Here is an 18,134-nt window from a genome sequence, read left to right on the forward strand (position 1 = left end):
TTTCACTGCGGAACCCCGTTCTCACCGATTCGTGCCGATGCCCTACTCTCCCCTGCTGCACCTCCCCGCCGAGCTGATCGAACGCGCCGCGCGTATCCGCCTGGCCTGCTTCGACGTCGACGGCACCCTGACCGACGGCCGCCTGTACTACGACCATGCCGGCAATGAGAGCAAGGCGTTCAACGTGCTCGACGGCCAGGGCCTCAAGCAGCTCGAACACGCCGGCATCCATGTCGCGCTGATCACCGCGCGCGCCAGCCTGTCGGCGGAAAAGCGCGGCCAGGATCTGGGCCTGCACGTGCAGATCGGGGTCAAGAACAAGCGCCTGGCCGTGCTGGCCTTGTGCCAGGAGCACGGCCTGTCGCTGGACCAGGTGCTGTTCATGGGCGACGACCTGCCCGATCTGCCGGCGCTGCTGGCGGTCGGCCTGCCGGTCGCGCCGGCCAACGCGCATCCCTGGATCGCCGAGCGCGTGCAGTGGCACACCCAGGCCCGTGGCGGCGAAGGCGCTGCGCGCGAGGTCTGCGATGTGGTGCTGGCCGCGCAGGGCCAGGTCGAGGGCATCATCGAAAGGTTCTCCGCATGAGCTGGAACTGGCGCACCACCCTGGGCGTGGTGCTGTTTGCCGCCGCCGTCGTCTCCGGCTGGTCGGCGTGGCAGCAGCGCGCACGCCCGGTCGCGGCCGTGGTGGATGAGTCGAAGGCCGACTACGTGCTGCGCGACTTCGAACTGATCGCACTGGACAAGCAGACCGGCAAGGAATCGATGACGCTGCGCGCGCCGGAGATGCACCGCAACCGCGCCGACCAGACCTCCGACATCACCACGCCGGTGTTCCTGCTGCCCGACAACGCCAACCAGCCCTGGACGTTGCGCGCCAAGACCGGCTGGGTCAGCCCCAAGGGCGACGAACTGCGCCTGCGCGGCGATGTCGAAGGCGACAGCCCCACCGGCGGCGCGACCCCACCGACCACGTTCCGTACCCAGAGCCTGGACGTGTTTCCGCAGCAGAACCTCGCCAAGACCGCTGCTCCGGTAACCATGAGCCGGCCGGGTATCATGCAAAGCGGGGTCGGCTTCGAAGCCGATCTCAAATCGCGCCAGTACAAGCTCCTCTCTCAGGTCAAGACCCGCTATGAACCGAATGCTGCCCGCTAAACTGGCGTTTGCCGCGCTGCTGTTGCCTGTCATGGCGATGGCCAAGACCAGCGACCGCAATCAGCCGATGGCGATCGACTCCAATGCCAACGACTGCAACATGCTCGACGACAGCGGCAAGTGCCGCTTCAGCGGCAATGTGGTCATCACCCAGGGCACGCTGGAAATCCACGCCGATACCGCCGACATCTTCCAGAAGAACGGCCAGACCGACCGCGTGGTGCTCACCGGCAAGCAGGCCACGCTCAAGCAGCAGATGGACGACGGCGCGATGATGAACGGCCAGGCCGACAACATCGAATACAAGGTGGCCGACGAGATCATCATCCTGACCGGCAACTACAAGGTCGACTCGCCCAAGGGCACCAACGCCGGCCAGCGCATGGTCTACAACACCAAGACCGGCAACATGCAGAGCGGCGGCGACGGCAGCCGCGTGCGCACCATCATCCAGCCCAAGAACGCCGCCCCTGCCGCGGCAACGCCTGCGCCGGCACCGGCCGCCAAGCCTGCAGCCAAGCCGGCCACCAAGCCGCAGGGGAACAAGTAATGCTGGTCGCCACCGGTCTGCGCAAGAAATACAAGCAACGCGAAGTAGTCAAGGAATTCGGCCTCACGCTCGAGGCCGGCGAAGTGGTCGGCCTGCTCGGCCCCAACGGCGCCGGCAAGACGACCTGCTTCTACATGATCGTCGGTCTGGTCGAAGCCGATGCCGGGCGTATCGAACTGGACGGCCGCGACCTCACCGCCGAGCCGATGTACGCCCGCGCCAAGCTCGGCGTGGGATATCTGCCGCAGGAGCCGTCGATCTTCCGCAAGCTCAGCGTGGCCGACAACATCCGTCTGGTGCTGGAACTGCGCGAGGAACTGGACAACGCTGGCCGCGAGAAGGAACTGGTGTCGCTGCTCGAAGAACTGCAGATCACCCATGTGGCCGACCAGCTCGGCGCCAGCCTCTCCGGTGGCGAGCGGCGCCGCTGCGAGATCGCGCGCGCGCTGGCGGCCAAGCCGCGCATGATGCTGCTCGACGAACCCTTCGCTGGCGTCGATCCGATTTCGGTCGGCGAGATCCAGCGCATCATCATTCACCTCAAGGAACGCGGCATCGGCGTGCTCATCACCGATCACAACGTGCGCGAGACCTTGGGAATCTGCGACCGCGCGTATATCCTCGCCGAGGGGGGCGTGCTGGCGCAGGGGGCACCGGACGCGCTGCTAGCCAATCCCGACGTCCGTCGCGTGTATCTGGGGGAAACTTTCCGCCTTTGAGCGCGTCGCCGCGCCATCGATTCTTCCAGTCAGTGCCCGCATGAAAGCCCGGCTTCAGACATCGCTAGGACAGCAGCTGGTCATGACGCCGCAATTGCGTCAGGCGATCAAGCTATTGCAGATGTCCACGACCGAGCTGGAACTGGAAATCGCCGAAGCGGTGGAGACCAACCCGCTGCTGGAATGGGCCGACGAGGCCGCGCATGCGGCCGGCGACACAGCGGTGGAATCCTCGCCGTCCTCGTCCAGCGAGGAACCCCAGCGCGAGGAACCGGCCCCGGCCGAGCGCGACGACGACTGGTCGCAGGACGAGTTGCAGTGGACCGGCTCGGGCAGCGGCGGCAGCTTCGACGACGACGAGTCCGGCGATGCCGCCGAGCGCGTGGCCGAATCGGAAACACTGGCCGATCACCTGCTGTGGCAGCTGCACCTGTCGCCGCTGTCGCCACGCGACCGCCAGATCGGCGCGCTGTTGATCGATGCGCTGGACGAAGACGGCTACCTGCGCGAACCGCTGTCGGCCATCCTCGAAACGCTGGCGCTCGGCGCGGCGGTTGACGAGGCCGAAGTACTCACCGTGCTGCACCAGATCCAGCGCTTCGACCCGGTCGGCGTGGGTGCGCGCACCCTGGGCGAGTGCCTGGCCTTGCAGCTGGCCGTGCTCGACCCTGCCACGCCAGGACGCGAGCTGGCGCTGCAGATCGTCGCCGGCCCGCTGGAGCGCCTGCCGCGCAGCGGCGTGGCCGGCCTGGCGCACGAACTCAAGCGCTCCGCCGCCGATGTCGAACAGGCCGTGCAACTGGTGCGCTCGCTGGACCCGCGCCCGGGCAAGCAGATCGGCGACCTGTCGCAGGACACCTATGTGGTGCCCGACTGCGTGATCTGGCGCCAGCGTGGCGTATGGCGGGCCTCGCTGGCCGGTCGTGCCCAGCCCAAGGTCACCATCCACCGCGGCTACGAGAACCTGATCCGCAGCTGCGGCGAATCCGACGCCGGCTACCTGCGCGGCCAGCTGCAGGAGGCGCGCTGGCTGCTCAAGAGCCTGGAGGCGCGCGGCGAGACCCTGCTGCGGGTGGTGCGCTGCCTGTTGCAGCACCAGGCCGGGTTTCTGGAATTCGGTGCGCAGGCCTTGCGCCCGCTGACCCTGCGCGAGATCGCCGGCGAGCTCGGCCTGCACGAATCCACCATCTCCCGCGCGATCGCCCGCAAATACGTACGCACCCCGCGCGGCACCATCGCGCTGCGCTCGTTTTTCGCCTCCGGCATCGACACCGATAGCGGCGGCGAGGCCTCCAGCACCGCCATCCAGGCCATGATCCGGCGCCTGATCGATGCAGAAAACCCCCGTAAACCCTTGTCGGACGCCAAGTTGGCGGATCTGCTGAAAACTTCCGGCGTACCAGTGGCGCGGCGCACCGTTGCGAAGTATCGTGAGGCCATGAACATTTCCGCCTCCCACGAACGCGTACGCATCGCCTGACGTTGCAACCACCGCAACGCCGGCCTGTGCCGGGTTTGTCGGATCACCGGAACGGTTCATTGGCCCACCGACCAATGGAGGTATCCGATGCGCATCGAGACGTATGGCCACCAGCTTGAAGTGACCCCCGCCCTGCGGGAGTACGTGGCAAGCAAGCTGCAGCGACTGCAGCGCCATTTCGACCAGCACTGTGAAGTCCGAACCCAGCTGGCCGTCCGCAAGCCAGACCATCACGTGGTCGCCACCGTCAACCTTCCCGGTCGCACCCTGCACGCAGACGCCAGCGGCTCCACCATGTATGCGGCCATCGACCTGCTGGTCGACAAGCTCGACCGCCTGGTGCTCAAGCACAAGGAAAAGAAATGTAACCACCATGCACGCGAGGTGCGCGACAATCTCGCATGACGCTTCCCGCTTGATGCCCTCATGCCCTTAACCGATCTGATGGCGGCCGTGCGCACTGTGGTGTCGCCGGCCGCCGATCGCGACACCGTCCTGCATACCGCCGCCGCCCTGCTGTCCTGCCGTCAGGCCGGCGCCGACGAGCTCTACGCCAACCTGTGCGAACGCGAGGCCCTGGGCAGCACCGCCATCGGCCACGGCATCGCCATTCCGCATGGCCGCTGCCCCAATCTCACCGAGCCACGTGGCGCCTTGCTGCGACTGGATGCGCCGGTGGCCTTCGGTGGCGATGAGCCGGTGGACCTGATCTTCGCGATGGCGGTGCCTGCGCACTACACCCACCAGCATCTGATGCTGCTGTCGGAGCTGGCCGAACGGTTTTCCGATGCGCAGTTTCGTCAGCAGTTGCGCGCCGCCCCCGATGCGGACGCCCTGATGGCGCTGCTCACCGACGCCCCGCCACCACAGGCCAGCGCCGCATGAATACCAGCATCACCGCACGCGAACTGTTCGACCAGCAGCGCGACAAGCTGGCGCTGCGCTGGGTCGCCGGGCAGAAGGGCGAGCACCGCGAGATCGAGGCCGGAAGCAACAACGCACGCCGCCCGTCGCTGGCCGGCTATCTCAATGTGATCTATCCCAACAAGGTACAGATCCTGGGTACCGAAGAGCTGGCCTGGCTGGATTCGCTGGACGCGCGCCAGCGCTGGGAAACCATCGAGAAGATCATCCAGGTGCAGCCGCTGGCGCTGGCGATCAGCAAGAACCAGTCCTGCCCGGAAGACCTGCGCGCGGCCGCCGACGAATCCAATACCCCGCTGTGGATCTCGCCCAAGCGCGGCCACGAGTTGCTCAACCATCTCTCCTACCACCTGGCGCGCACGCTGGCGCCGCGGGTCACGCTGCATGGCGTGTTCATGGAGATCTATTCGATCGGCGTGCTGATCACCGGCGAGGCCGGTTCGGGCAAGAGCGAGCTGGCGCTGGAACTGCTCAGCCGCGGTCACCGGCTGGTGGCCGACGACGCGCCTGAGTTCACCCAGATCGCCCCCGACGTGCTCGACGGCACCTGCCCGGAACTGCTGCAGGACCTGCTGGAAGTGCGCGGCCTGGGCGTATTGAACGTGCGCGACATGTTCGGCGACACCGCGGTGAAGAAGAACAAGTACCTGCGCCTGATCGTCCACCTGACCCGCCCGATGACCGAGCCCACCCCGTCCGGCTACGAACGCCTGACCGGCGATTCCGGCAGCCGGCACGTGCTGGATCTGGACGTGCCGCTGATCACCCTGCCGGTGATGCCCGGCCGCAACCTCGCGGTGCTGACCGAGGCAGCCACCCGGCTGCATATCCTGCGCACCAAGGGCATCGACCCGGCGGCGATGTTCATCGCCCGCCACAGCAACCTGCTGGAGCGACGCACGCCATGAGTACCGCGCCCTCCACGCTGATGATCGTGAGCGGGCTGTCCGGCTCGGGCAAATCGGTTGCGCTGAAGACCTTCGAGGACCTGGATTACTACTGTTCGGACAATCTGCCGGTGGAGCTGCTGCCGGACTTCGTCAAGAGCCGCCTGCGTGGCAACCCGATCGGCGACCAACGCCTGGCGGTAGGCATCGACGTGCGCAGCCGCAGCGACCTGACCCAGCTGGCGCAATGGCGCCTGGCGGCGCAGGAATACGGCATCGAAGCGCGGCTGCTGTTTTTCGAAGCCAGCGATGAAGCGCTGATCAAACGCTATGCCGATACCCGCCGCCGTCATCCGCTGAGTCATCTGGGCCTGGCCTTGCCTGAGGCGATCACCCGCGAGCGCCAGTTGACCGAGCCGCTGCGCGCGCAGGCCGATGCCATCATCGACACCAGCACACTCAACGTGCACCAGTTGCGTCGCCGGGTGGTCACCGAATTCGCGCTCGGCTCCAACGACCGGCTGTCGCTGCTGTTCGAATCCTTCGCCTACAAGCGCGGCGTCCCGGCGGAGGCCGATTTCGTGTTCGATGCGCGCGTGCTGCCCAACCCGCACTGGGACCCGGAGCTACGCCCGCTGACCGGCCGCGATGCCGGTGTGCGCGACTATCTGGACAACCAGGCGGACGTGCAGCGCTACAGTGCGCAGATCGTGGATCTGCTCGACACCTGGCTGCCGCGGCTCCGCAACGACACCCGCAGCTACGTGACCATCGCCTTCGGCTGCACCGGCGGCAAGCATCGCTCGGTCTACATGGCCGAACGCATGGCGAGACATGCGCGCGAACAGGGCTGGCCGGAAGTGGCGACGTTTCATCGCGAGCAGGATTGAGTTGGGGCTGGGATTTGGGATTCGGGATTGGGGATTCGTAACGGCGGGGTCCTGCGTGCTGCAACGTGTGGCTTGGCTGATGTGTACGGGTGCGTTTGCCGGGGTGCGCATTGCCTGGGCTTGGCCGGGGTTGATCGCGGGACTCGATGTATCTGGCGCGCTTTGTTGCGGCTTCCTTGGCTTGACGTGGCATCGCAGGCTGCACCGCTTCGACACGCGGATGCGCCTTTAAACGTCCGCAGACCTCCACTGCATCTGGACGTGTATGCGGCTGCGGGGTGCAAACTGCAGCGCTCGCTTGCGCTGCGTCCGGCAGCGACCTGATGCGCGTCACGGATCATGCGTCATATCCGCTACACCGCGCCTGCTGCGCGCCGCGCATACGCCCGATTGCCGCGGTCCTAAACGGCTATTCAGTTCGCAACGCATCGGTGCAGGCAAACGCTATCGCGCGGTCATGCCGACCTGTTAACGTTTCGGCATGGCCTGTGGCATTCTCCTCATTACTCATCCCGGCATCGGCGCAGCGTTGTTGAACGTGGCGACGGGGCTGTTGCGGCATTTGCCGTTGAAGACCGAAGCATTCGATGTGCCGTTCGATGCAGACCTGGACGCATTGTTGCCCCAGGCCTCGGCGGCGATGCGCCGGGTCGACAGCGGCGACGGCGTGCTGGTCATGACCGACCTGTATGGCGCAAGCCCCAGCAATCTCGCCAGCCGGTTGGCCAAGCTCGGCACGCCGGTCCGTCGGGTGTCCGCGCTGAGCCTGCCGATGCTGCTGCGGGTGATGAATTATCCCGAACAAGGTTTGCAGGAGCTGCCCGCCACCGCGGCGGCCGGTACCCGCAACGGAGCGATCATCGACGATGCTTGAACGCGAACTCATTGTGTCCAACCGACTCGGACTGCATGCGCGGGCGACCGCCAAGCTGGTGCAGACGTTGTCGTCCTATCGCAGCAACGCCACGCTGGCGGCCAAGGGCCGCGAGGTGAATGCCAAGAGCATCATGGGCGTGATGTTGCTGGCCGCAGGTCAAGGCACCAGCGTGGTGGTACGGCTGGATGGCGAAGACGAAGCGCAGGCCTTGCAGGCGTTGGTGGAGTTGTTCGAGCGTCGTTTCGACGAGGACAGCTGAGCATGCGGGGCGTCGGTGCCAGCGCGACCGACACGGCGCCGCTGCGCCAGGCACGCGCATGAGTCTGCGCCTGCGCGGACATGGCGCCTCGCGCGGCAATGCGCTCGGACGCGCGCGCGTGCGCCAGAGCCATACGCTGGAAGTGGCCGAACAGCGCGTGCCCGCCAACCAGGTGGAAACGCAGCTGCAGCGCCTGCACGTGGCGATCGAGGCGGCACGCACCGAGATGCAGCAGCTGCGCGACCGCCTGCATGGCGCGCTGGCGCGCGAGGTCGGCGAGTTCCTCGAACTGCATGCGCTGCTGCTCGACGACCCGGAGCTGTTGCAAGGCCTGGACGAGTTGATCCGCACCCACCGCTACAGCGCCGACTATGCCCTGCGCGTGCAGCGCGACCGGCTGGCGGCAGTGTTCGATGGCATGGAAGACGCCTATCTCAAGAGCCGCATGGACGATCTGGATCACGTGATCGGCCGCATCCATGCGTTCTTGCACAAGCGTGCACCCGACCTCAAGGGCGTGGCTGGCGAAATCCTGGTCTGCGACAACGTGGCGCCGTCCGAGCTGGCGCAGTTGCAGGCGCAAGGTGTGGTCGGCATCGTCACCACCGCCGGCAGCGCGCTGTCGCACAGCGCGATCCTGGCGCGCAGCCTGCATCTGCCACTGGTGGTCGGGGTCAGCGATGCGGTGCAGCGGATCGACGATGGCGATGTGTTGATCGTCGATGCCGGTTCCGGCCAGGTCATCGTCGATCCCACGCCCGAGCATCTGCGCGACTACCGCGAGCGCCTGCGTGCGCTGGCCAAGGAACAGCGCGAACTCGGGCGACTGCGCTCCAAGCCCACCCGCACCCGCGACAACGTCGATATCACCCTGCTGGCCAATGCCGAGTCGCTGGAAGACGTGGCGCGTGCGCATGCGCTGGGCGCCAGCGGTCTGGGGCTGTATCGCACCGAATTCCTGTTCCTGCAGCGCAACGAGCTGCCGGACGAAGACGAACAGTTCCACACCTACCGCGCCACCGTGCTGGGCATGAGCGGCCGCCCGGTCACCATCCGCACGCTGGATCTTGGCGCCGACAAGGCCGACCGCACCGGCCTGACCTTGAGCGACGAAGACAACCCGGCGCTGGGGTTGCGCGGCGTGCGGCTGTCGCTGGCGCGGCCTGCGGTGGCGCAGGCGCAGTTGCGCGCGATCCTTCGCGCATCCGGCTATGGGCCGGTGCGCATCCTGGTGCCGATGGTCAGCGGCCGCGAAGAAATCCTGTTGCTGCGCAAACAGCTGAAAAAGCTCACTGCGCAGCTGCGCGACGAAGGCCACGAGATTGCCGAGCACATTCCGCTGGGCGCGATGATCGAAGTGCCTGCTGCGGCGCTGGCGCTGGATTGCTTTATCGACGACATCGACTTCCTGTCGATCGGCACCAACGATCTGGTGCAGTACCTGCTGGCGGTGGACCGCAACAACGAGGCGCTGGGCGAGTTGTATTCGCCATTGCATCCGGCGGTGTTGCGGCTGATTGCGCAGGTGATCGCCACCGGGCGCGCCTATGCCAAGCCGGTGGCAGTGTGCGGCGAGATTGCCGGCGACCCGCGCTTCGTGCCGATGCTGCTGGCGTTGGGGCTGACCGAATTCAGCCTGCATCCGGCCACCTTGCTGGAGGTGCGCCGCGCGGTCCGCGACATCCATCTGGCCGAGTTGCGCGTGCAGGGCGAAAAACTGCTGCGTGCCCGCGACCGCAAGGGCATCGAGAAGTGGCTGGCCTGCAATGCGCAGGCCGTGTTGCGTTAGCGCCATAGGCGACTGATCGCCAGGATGCAACGCGTACGGCGACACGCAGAGTCGGCCACGCATGGCAGCTTGCACACGCTGCATGTCGTTCGTCCGATGCGGCAAGCTCCCGCGCAATCGGCTCACTGATGCAAGGCGCATCCGGCATCGCTTCGGCAATCCGCATGCGCCTGGTCACGCCGCTGTATGTTTCGTCACCATGCGCAAGCGATAATGCGGTGCTGATCCAGCACCGCGTCTTCCACTGACGGCGCGTCCACTCTTCCGGGGAGCCGCGCATGGCCGAAGCCGTCCGCCACGACAAGACTGCGCGCCAGCTGCGATTGCTGTCCGACGCGCTGGATAGCGGACGCTTAGGGCCGGTACGCCGGCTGGTCAACACGCTGGCGCCAGCGGAGATCGGCAACTTGCTCGAATCGCTGCCGCCCGGCAAGCGCGAAGTGGTGTGGGGCCTGGTCGACCCGGAAGACGACGGCGAAGTGCTGCTGCATGTCGGCGATGAAGTGCGCGAAAGCCTGTTGGCCGACATGGACACCGACGAGATCGTCGCCGCGGTCGAAGATCTGGACATCGACGATCTGGCCAACCTGGTCGAAGACCTGCCCGACACCGTCATCGACGAAGTGCTCAAGTCGATGGACCGCGAGAACCGCGAGCGCCTCGAGCAGGTGCTGTCGTATCCGGAAGACACCGCCGGCCGCCTGATGAACCCGGACGTGGTGACGGTGCGCGCCGATGTCAACGTCGATGTGGTGCTGCGCTATCTGCGCCTGCGCGGCGAGCTGCCCGACCACACCGATCACCTGTATGTGGTGAGCCGTCGCCACCAGTATCTGGGCCGGGTATCGCTGGCCGCGCTGGTCACCCATGAAGACAGTACACCGGTCAACCGCCTGATCGACGACGAGCAACCGGCGATCGATGTGGGCGATGGCTCCGACGAAGTCGCGCGGCGCTTCTCCGACCACGACTGGATCTCCGCGCCGGTGGTGGACGACAACAACATCCTGCTCGGCCGCATCACCATCGACGACGTGGTCGACATCATCCGCGAACAAGCCGAACACCAGGCCATGAGCGCAGCCGGCCTGGACGAGGACGAGGACATGTTCAGCCCGGCGCGGCGCGCGTTCCGTCGCCGCCTGATCTGGCTGGGCATCAACCTGTGCACCGCGTTTCTGGCCTCCAGCGTGGTCAGCCGTTTCGAAGGCACCATCGAAAAACTGGTGGCGCTGGCGGCATTGATGCCGATCGTGGCCGGCATGGGCGGCAACGCCGGCACCCAGGTGCTGGCGCTGATGGTGCGCGGCCTGGCGCTGGGGCAGATCGGCTCGTCCAACGTGATGACCCTGCTCAAGAAGGAGCTCACCGTGGCGCTGATCAACGGGCTGTGTCTGGGCGTGGGGCTTGGGCTGATCGTACTGGCCTGGTTTGGCCAGCCGATGCTGTCGCTGGTGATCGGCACTGCGCTGACCTTGAACATGCTCACTGCTGCCTTCGGCGGCGTCCTGGTGCCGGTGACGCTCAAACGGCTGGGCTTCGACCCGGCCCTGGCCGGCGGCGTGATCCTGACCACGCTGACCGACGTGATGGGCTTTTTGAGCTTCCTGGGCCTGGCCACATTGATCCTGATGCCGTGAGCGCGTGCGCCCGGCCGCATGCACGTGCAGTGCATGCGCCACCAGGAATGAAGGGCCGCATGACGCATCCACATCTCCCGCCGCACCGCGACGTGCCAGCGCACCTGCATGCGGCGATACTGCAGCCTGGTGATCGATGGGGAGTGCTGCGTGATCGTTCGTTGCGTCTTGCTTGGAATTCTTGCGCTGGTGCTTGCCGGTTGTTCCAGCATGGCTGAGCGCCAGCACGAAGGGCGGCGCGGCCACTTCGTCGCCCGCACCCTGCAGCTGGAGGGCCGGCTATACCGCTACCAGGTGTTCGTGCCGGCTGCCAAGACGCCGCAGCCACGGCCGATCGTGCTGTTCCTGCACGGCTCGGGCGAGCGCGGCGACAACGGGCGCGATCAGGCCGAGGTCGGCGTCGGCCCCTACCTGAGCGAACACACCGCCGACTTCCCGGCGTTGGTGGTATTGCCGCAGGTGCCCGACGACGAGGAATGGCTGGGCGTCAATGCACGCATGGCGATCGCCGCGCTGGATGCGGCCAGCGCCGAGTTCGCCGCCGACCCGCAACGCACCTACCTTACCGGCATTTCGATGGGCGGCTATGGCGCGTGGGAAATCGGGCTGATGCAGCCGCAGCGATTTGCCGCGATCGTGCCGGTCTGCGGCGCGCTCAAGGCGCCACGCGACGAGCGCCGCACGCTGTATGTCAGCCTGGTCGCCAAGGAAGCCGACCCGTACACGGCAGCGGTCACCCAGCTCAAGCAGGTGCCGATCTGGACGTTTCATGGCGCCCAGGACACCTCCGTTCCACCGCACGACGATCGCGCGCTGTACCGCGCCGCAAAGGGCGTGGGCGCCAACCTGCGCTACAGCGAGTATCCCGAAGGCAACCACAACGTCTGGGACGTGACCTATGCGGACCCGGCGATGTGGGAGTGGATGTTCAAGCAGCGCCTGCGCTGAGCGTATTGCGGTGGGCGCGCCCCCCGCGCGCTCGGCCGCGTGGGGGGCGCCGCAGCGAAGGCGAAGCCCGGCCGTGATCATGCCGGCACTTGTCCGGGGTCATCGCACGCTGCGCCTGCCGCTGGGTTCGACCGGCGCAGCACGCGACGCGACAACCGCTGCCATCAATGGTGATAGCCGGTCTCGGCGGTGATCTTGCCGCGGAACACCCGGTACGACCATACCGTGTAGCCCAGGATCAGCGGCAACAACATCACCAACCCCACCAGCGCGAACAGCTGCGAGGACGGCGGCGCGGCCGCCTGCCAGATGGTGTACACCGGCGGCACCAGATACGGCCACATGCCCAGCACCAGGCCCAGGAACCCGAGGACGAACAGGCCCATCGCCAGCAGGAACGGCGCCGTGTCCGCTCGCCCCGGCGCGGTCGCGCGCCATAGCGCATAGCCCGTTACGGCAACCAGCACCGGCACCGGCATCAGCCACAGGTAATGGGCGTCGTTGAACCAGCGATCCATCACATGCGATTGCAGCGATGGCAGCCACGCGCTGACCAGGCCGATGAAGACCAGTACGCTGAGGGTCAATGGCCGGCTCAACTGACGCGCAAGCGCGTGCACATGGCCTTCGGTCTTGAGGATCAACCAGGTGCTGCCGAGCAGCGCATAACCGAACACCAAGGCCGCGCCGGTCAGCATCGCGAACGGGCTGAACCAGCCCCAGATGCCGCCGACATAGCGGTCGTTCTCGATCGGCAGGCCCTGCACCAGCGCGCCCAGGATCACCCCCTGCGCGAAGGTGGCCAGGATCGAGCCGGCAGCAAACGCATTGCTCCATAACCGCCGCGAACGCTGCGCCTTGAAGCGGAACTCGAACGCCACGCCGCGGAACACCAGCGCCATCACCATCAGCAATACCGGCAGGTACAGCGCCGACAGGATCACCGCGTACGCCTTGGGAAACGCCGCCAACAACCCTGCCCCGCCCAGCACCAGCCAGGTTTCGTTGCCGTCCCAGATCGGCGCGGCGGTGTTCATCATCAGGTCCAGCTGCGCCTCGTCGCTGCGAAACGGCGCCAGGATGCCGATGCCGAGCACAAAGCCGTCCAGCACCACGTACATCAGCACCCCGAAGCCGATCACTGCGAACCAGGCCACGGGCAGGAAGGTCGTCATGTCCATCACGCAGCTCCATCGATCGTTTCGTCGGCTGCAGACAGCGGCCGTGCGGGTGTGTGTTCGCCGTGGTCCAGCTGCGGCGCATCGTGCGGCGTCGGCCCGATCTTGCCGATCTTGACCAGGTACCAGATGCCCCAGCCGAACACGAACGCATAGCCGGCCACGTACACCGACAACGAGATGGCGGTCATCAGCGCCGACTGCGGGCCCACGGCGTCGGCAGTGCGCAGCAGCCCGTAGACCACATACGGCTGGCGGCCCATTTCGGTAACGAACCAGCCCGAAATCAGCGCAATGAAGCCACTCGGCAGCATCCAGCGCCAGGTGGCCAGCAACCAGCGCCACTGCACCAGCGTGCCGCGCCACAATGCGAACGCCGACACCCAGGCCACCAGCAGCATCAGCGAGCCGATCCCCACCATGATGCGGAAGGCGAAGAACACCGGCGTCACCGGCGGGCGGTCGGCCGCTGGCACCGAGGTCAGCGGCGCGATGTTGCCGTCCAGGCTGTGGGTCAGAATCAGGCTGCCCAGGCGCGGAATCGCCACCTCGTAATCGTTGCGCTCGGCCTGCGCATTGGGCACCGCAAACACCACCAGCGGAAATCCCTTGCCCGGTTCTTCGGCGTGCCAGTGCGCTTCCATCGCCGCGATCTTCATCGGCTGATGCTTGAGCGTATTCAAGCCATGCATGTCGCCGACGAAGATCTGCAGCGGCACGGTGATGGCCGCAAACACCACCGCCAGCTTGAGCATGCGCAGGCCAGCCTCGCGGTGCACGCCCCGATGCAGATACCACGCGCCCACCGCACCCACCGCGAAACAGGTGGTGATGAACGAGCCCAGCGCCATGTGCGCGAGCCGATACGGGAATGAAGGATTGAAGATGATCTTCAACCAGTCGACCGGGTGCACGATGCCGTCGACCACCTCATAGCCGGCCGGCGTCTGCAGCCAGCTGTTGGAGGAGAGGATCCAGAACGTGGAAAACAGCGTGCCCAGCGCCACCATGCAAGTGGCAAAGAAGTGCAGGCGCTCGGAAATGCGCCCCCAGCCGAACATCATCACGCCCAGGAAACTGGCTTCGAGAAAGAAGGCGGTGAGCACTTCGTAGCTCAGCAGCGGCCCGATCACCCCGCCCGCAATGCGGCTCAGCTCCGGCCAGTTGGCGCCGAACTGGAAGGCCATCACGATGCCGCTGACCACGCCCATGCCGAACGACACGGCGAAGATCTTCTGCCAGAAGAAATACAGCTCGCGCCAGACCGGCAGGCGCGTTCGCAACCAACGCCATTCCAGGAAGGCCAACAGGCTGGACAGCCCGATGGTGAAGGCTGGAAACAGCACGTGGAAGGCGATGACGAATCCGAACTGGAGACGCGACAGCAGCAGGGCGTCCATGGAGAGTGCTCCAGGAAAGAGGAAGGCAGCTACGCCAGCGAAGCGGCGAGCGAGCCCCGACGATTTGCGCCGTCGGGGAGCATTACCGCAACGCTGTCGCGCCACACCGCAATGGTAGTGACGCTCGCGTCCGTTCCCGATGCGACACGGCGTCGCATCTGCGGCAAAAAGTCGCGCTTGCGCTACCGCCCGATGCCACTTTCCAGCCTGCGACACCTACATAGTCTTCCGGCCGCGCCAGGCAATCAGGCGCCCAGCGTGCGTAGCAGCGCGCCTGCGCGCGATGAGCTCTACCGGCGATGCGCTGTCGCGCGCAAGCGCACTCCTGCGTAGCGCTGCGGTCGCTTACTGCCGGTGACGCATCCGCCGCGCCAGCTCGCTGATCAGCGCGATGCCGGCCGTGAGCCCCACCATCGACAGGAATTGCGCGCGGGTGTCGGCAGAAGACGCCAGCAGCGCGAAGATCACCGCCAGGATCGCCAACGCCAGCAGCGTCAACACCGGATACCCACGCATGCGGAACGGCAAGGCGATACCGGCACGGTCGGCGCGCGCGCGCAGGATCAACTGCGACAGCAGCGAGATGGTCCACACCAGCAGGCAGGTGGCACCCACGATATTGAGCAGCATCGGCAGCACCTTGCCCGGGTACAGCAATTCCAGCACCGCTGCGGCAAAACCGAACAGTACGCTGGCGATCACCGCCACCAGCGGCACTTGCTGGCGGCTGGTGTTGCTCAGCCAGCGCGGCGCCTCACCGCGCTGGGCCAACGAGAAGATCATGCGCGAGGCACCGTAAAGATTGGCGTTGAGCGCCGACAACAACGCCACCACTGCCACCAGCGTGATACCGGTGGCCGCGCCGGGAATCCGCGCCACGTCCAGCACCGCCGCGAACGGCGAACTCAGCGCGGCGCTGGTCCACGGCACCACCGCCACGATGACGCTGATCGAGCCGATATAGAACACCAGGATGCGCCAGGCCACGGTGCGGATGGTGCGCGCCAGGCTGCGCCCGGGATCGGCGGTTTCGGCCGCCGCCACCGCCACGATCTCGGTGCCGCCAAACGCGAACACCACCACCAGCAACGCGGTGCCCACGCCGGCCAGGCCCTTGGGCGCGAACCCGCCGTGCTGGGTGAAATTGGACAGCCCCGGCGATACCACGCCCGGCAGCAAACCGGCCAGCAACGCGCAGCCGATCAACAGGAAGATCACGATGGCGACCACCTTGAGGATGGCGAACCAGAATTCGAACTCGCCGAAATTGCGCACGCCCAGCAGGTTGATCACGGTGAAGGTGGCCATGAAGATCGACGCCAGCATCGGCACCGGCAACGCCGGCCACACCGTCGCCAACAGGCTCGCCGCGCCCACCGCCTCGGCGGCGATCACCACCACGATCTGCAGCCACCACAGCCAGCCGACGGTTGCGCCGGCGGTCGGCCCCATCGCATCGGCCGCGTACACCGAGAACGCGCCGCTGGCGGGCTTGGCCGCAGCCATCTCGCCGAGCGCGTTCATCACGATGATCACCAGCGCGCCGGCAATCAGGTAGGACACCAACACCGCCGGGCCGGCCGCATGGATGCCCACCCCCGAGCCCAGAAACAACCCGGCGCCGATTGCCGTGCCCAGGCCCATCATCATCAACTGCCGCGGTTTCAAGGCATGGCGCAAGGCAGGCGCAGCGGTCTCAGCAACAGGATCGGTCGGAAGCGACATGGACGGAATCGGGAAGGTGGTAACGCGACACGATACCGCGTCATGACGCCCGCCGCGCCTCTTGACGAAGACGCCTGCGCCAGGCTGAAGGTATGGCCCTGCCGTCGGCAGCGAGCCCTCCGCTCCGAGGCAATGGCCCAAGACCGTGCCGGTGCACGACGAGCGCGCGCCATGCTGCAGTGCACACTCACCGCAGCAGCAGCGCCGACGGCGGTGTTGGCCCTGCCAAGCCAGCACCGCGCGCTGGTCGGCCTGCAGACGGCGCTGCAACGTGGCGCCCTGGCCCGGGATGTGCTTGCATCGAGCGCGGCCTGCCCATCGCGCACTATCACGAGCCGCAGAAATGTCCGCACGCCATCCGGGCCAAGCAGGCGGCGCGACGCGGCCGTCATCATCCCTTCTTCGTCCAGACGGCACGTCGCTGCGGAGCACCGCCAGGTCAGACATGCGTAAAAGACGTGGCCGGCGACCTCGCTGCACATAAAAAATCCCCGGCATTGCCGGGGATCTGTGGATGCAATACTGCGCGGACGCTTACTCGGCCAGATTCTTGCCTGCCCCTGCGGTGGCGATCACCTTGGCCTTGACCTGCGCGGCCGGCGTGACGGTATAGATGTAGCCCAGCGATTCCGGGAACACCTTGGAGCTGACCCAGTTGGTGGCATTGGCGTAGGGCTTGCTGCCATCCGGCGTACCCCAGGTGATGCCGCTGCCCACGTAGTTGTTGATCAGGTCCCAGTAGCCGATCTCGCTGCTGTCGCGCGAGGTCACCGGGTTCTTGATGTTCTCGAAGTAATTGGACTCGATCTTGGCCACGCCGCCCATGCGCACATTGATGCCCGAGGTGCTGACGTTGTTGAAGTAGTTGTTGTAGATATGGCTCAGCCCGCGCCGCTGCAACGGCACGCGCGAATCCACGTTTTCGAAGCGGTTGTGGTGATAGGTGGTACGGGCGGCCGAGTTCTTGGTGTCGCTGTCGCTGTAGCCGTTGAGCGCGACCTTCTGGTAGTTGTACACGTAGTTGTAGGACACGGTGACGTGGTGCACGCCCTTCTTCATGTCGATGCCACCATCGAACGAGGCATCGCCGGCGCCGGAGCACTTGGTCAATGAGGCGAACACGGTGTTGTGGTCGACCCAGATCTTGGACGGTTCGCCACTGGAATTGCCTTCCAGCGAAATCGAATCGGCATCTTCGCCGCCTTGCAGCAAGCCGATGGTCATGTTCTGGATGATCACGTTATGCGCGTTGCCCACCACGCGCACACCGAAGTTCGCCGCCGAGCCGTTCGCCCCCCTGATGGTGACATCGCTCTTGTTCTTGATCTGCACGGTCTTGGCCGGCAGCTTCCACTGCGCGCAGACGTCCTTGATGGTGCCGAAGTCGAACTTGCCGGTGTAGTTGAGCACCAGTCCGCCACTGCCGGAATAACTGTCGATGGCAGCCTGCATCGCTTCGAAGGTGGCCACGTTGACGGGGGTCTTGTTGCCGCCGCCGGTGGTGGCGGCGCCGTACCCGACCGGGCCGGCGATGGCGCTTGCAGCGCAGGCGGACAGTGCGAGCGCGAGTGCGCCCTGGAGCATCTTGCTGGTCATGCAGCCTCTCCCAAAGAAGACGATAGGCAATGCGCGACGTCTGCGTGATGGCAACGACGTCGGCAAAGCAGTGCGTGGGGGCCGCATTCTTCGCGCGATTTAAAACATAAAACA

The 18,134-nt window shown here is 66.2% G+C and carries 18 protein-coding genes; 14 read left to right on the top strand and 4 right to left on the bottom strand.

Annotated features, from left to right (window positions below):
• Positions 1–37 precede the first annotated feature (37 nt).
• The 14 genes from VZ068_RS14795 (at position 38) to VZ068_RS14860 (ending at position 12,121) form a co-directional block, all read left to right on the top strand.
• Complete coding sequence (locus tag VZ068_RS14795) at positions 38–586, top strand: HAD family hydrolase (protein WP_349655717.1); 549 nt, start codon at positions 38–40, stop codon at positions 584–586.
• Positions 583–1,158: an LPS export ABC transporter periplasmic protein LptC gene (lptC, locus tag VZ068_RS14800; RefSeq protein ID WP_349655718.1), complete on the top strand. Its 576-nt coding sequence runs from the start codon at positions 583–585 to the stop codon at positions 1,156–1,158. The genes VZ068_RS14795 and lptC overlap by 4 nt, the downstream gene beginning before the upstream one ends.
• Entirely contained in the window at positions 1,136–1,708 is a 573-nt protein-coding gene (lptA, locus tag VZ068_RS14805; protein WP_349655719.1) for a lipopolysaccharide transport periplasmic protein LptA, read from the top strand. Before lptC ends, lptA begins: the two co-directional genes overlap by 23 nt.
• Positions 1,708–2,427 (top strand): LPS export ABC transporter ATP-binding protein, encoded by a 720-nt coding sequence (lptB, locus tag VZ068_RS14810; RefSeq protein ID WP_259151870.1) that lies wholly within the window; start codon positions 1,708–1,710, stop codon positions 2,425–2,427. Before lptA ends, lptB begins: the two co-directional genes overlap by 1 nt.
• 82 nt (positions 2,428–2,509) lie before the next feature.
• On the top strand, positions 2,510–3,907 hold the full coding sequence (locus VZ068_RS14815) for an RNA polymerase factor sigma-54 (protein WP_349655720.1): 1,398 nt from the start codon (positions 2,510–2,512) through the stop codon (positions 3,905–3,907).
• Positions 3,908–3,994: 87 nt separating this feature from the next.
• A complete protein-coding gene (raiA, locus tag VZ068_RS14820) occupies positions 3,995–4,312 on the top strand; it encodes a ribosome-associated translation inhibitor RaiA (RefSeq protein WP_006451270.1) in 318 nt (105 codons plus the stop codon).
• Between the two features lie 21 nt (positions 4,313–4,333).
• On the top strand, positions 4,334–4,792 hold the full coding sequence (locus VZ068_RS14825) for a PTS sugar transporter subunit IIA (RefSeq protein WP_259161417.1): 459 nt from the start codon (positions 4,334–4,336) through the stop codon (positions 4,790–4,792).
• The gene (gene hprK / locus VZ068_RS14830) at positions 4,789–5,739 is read left to right on the top strand and encodes an HPr(Ser) kinase/phosphatase (protein WP_016904610.1); all 951 of its coding nucleotides are present in this window, start codon (positions 4,789–4,791) and stop codon (positions 5,737–5,739) included. The genes VZ068_RS14825 and hprK overlap by 4 nt, the downstream gene beginning before the upstream one ends.
• Positions 5,736–6,608 (top strand): RNase adapter RapZ, encoded by an 873-nt coding sequence (gene rapZ, locus VZ068_RS14835; RefSeq protein WP_046964468.1) that lies wholly within the window; start codon positions 5,736–5,738, stop codon positions 6,606–6,608. Before hprK ends, rapZ begins: the two co-directional genes overlap by 4 nt.
• Before the next feature lie 481 nt (positions 6,609–7,089).
• Positions 7,090–7,482 (top strand): PTS IIA component, encoded by a 393-nt coding sequence (locus VZ068_RS14840; RefSeq protein WP_005993214.1) that lies wholly within the window; start codon positions 7,090–7,092, stop codon positions 7,480–7,482.
• Positions 7,475–7,744 (top strand): HPr family phosphocarrier protein, encoded by a 270-nt coding sequence (locus tag VZ068_RS14845; protein WP_039409292.1) that lies wholly within the window; start codon positions 7,475–7,477, stop codon positions 7,742–7,744. Before VZ068_RS14840 ends, VZ068_RS14845 begins: the two co-directional genes overlap by 8 nt.
• Positions 7,745–7,802: 58 nt before the next feature.
• Positions 7,803–9,533 (top strand): phosphoenolpyruvate--protein phosphotransferase, encoded by a 1,731-nt coding sequence (gene ptsP / locus VZ068_RS14850; protein ID WP_259161421.1) that lies wholly within the window; start codon positions 7,803–7,805, stop codon positions 9,531–9,533.
• Positions 9,534–9,811: 278 nt separating this feature from the next.
• Positions 9,812–11,173: a magnesium transporter gene (gene mgtE, locus VZ068_RS14855; protein WP_005993208.1), complete on the top strand. Its 1,362-nt coding sequence runs from the start codon at positions 9,812–9,814 to the stop codon at positions 11,171–11,173.
• A 108-nt stretch (positions 11,174–11,281) separates the two neighbouring features.
• Complete coding sequence (locus VZ068_RS14860; RefSeq protein WP_349655721.1) at positions 11,282–12,121, top strand: prolyl oligopeptidase family serine peptidase; 840 nt, start codon at positions 11,282–11,284, stop codon at positions 12,119–12,121.
• Positions 12,122–12,285: 164 nt separating this feature from the next.
• Here the strand turns inward: VZ068_RS14860 and cydB are convergent, their stop codons facing one another.
• The 4 genes from cydB to VZ068_RS14880 all read right to left on the bottom strand — a co-directional run bounded on the left by cydB (position 12,286) and on the right by VZ068_RS14880 (position 18,020).
• The gene (gene cydB / locus VZ068_RS14865; RefSeq protein ID WP_349655722.1) at positions 12,286–13,302 is read right to left on the bottom strand and encodes a cytochrome d ubiquinol oxidase subunit II; all 1,017 of its coding nucleotides are present in this window, start codon (positions 13,300–13,302) and stop codon (positions 12,286–12,288) included.
• Positions 13,302–14,699: a cytochrome ubiquinol oxidase subunit I gene (locus VZ068_RS14870; RefSeq protein ID WP_349655723.1), complete on the bottom strand. Its 1,398-nt coding sequence runs from the start codon at positions 14,697–14,699 to the stop codon at positions 13,302–13,304. Before VZ068_RS14870 ends, cydB begins: the two co-directional genes overlap by 1 nt.
• Before the next feature lie 345 nt (positions 14,700–15,044).
• Complete coding sequence (locus VZ068_RS14875; protein WP_259161434.1) at positions 15,045–16,424, bottom strand: amino acid permease; 1,380 nt, start codon at positions 16,422–16,424, stop codon at positions 15,045–15,047.
• A 534-nt stretch (positions 16,425–16,958) separates the two neighbouring features.
• Positions 16,959–18,020 (bottom strand): pectate lyase, encoded by a 1,062-nt coding sequence (locus tag VZ068_RS14880; protein ID WP_046964463.1) that lies wholly within the window; start codon positions 18,018–18,020, stop codon positions 16,959–16,961.
• Positions 18,021–18,134 lie beyond the last annotated feature (114 nt).

Origin of the sequence: Xanthomonas sp. 10-10 (assembly GCF_040182365.1) — a bacterium.
Taxonomy (GTDB): Bacteria; Pseudomonadota; Gammaproteobacteria; order Xanthomonadales; family Xanthomonadaceae; genus Xanthomonas; species Xanthomonas arboricola_F.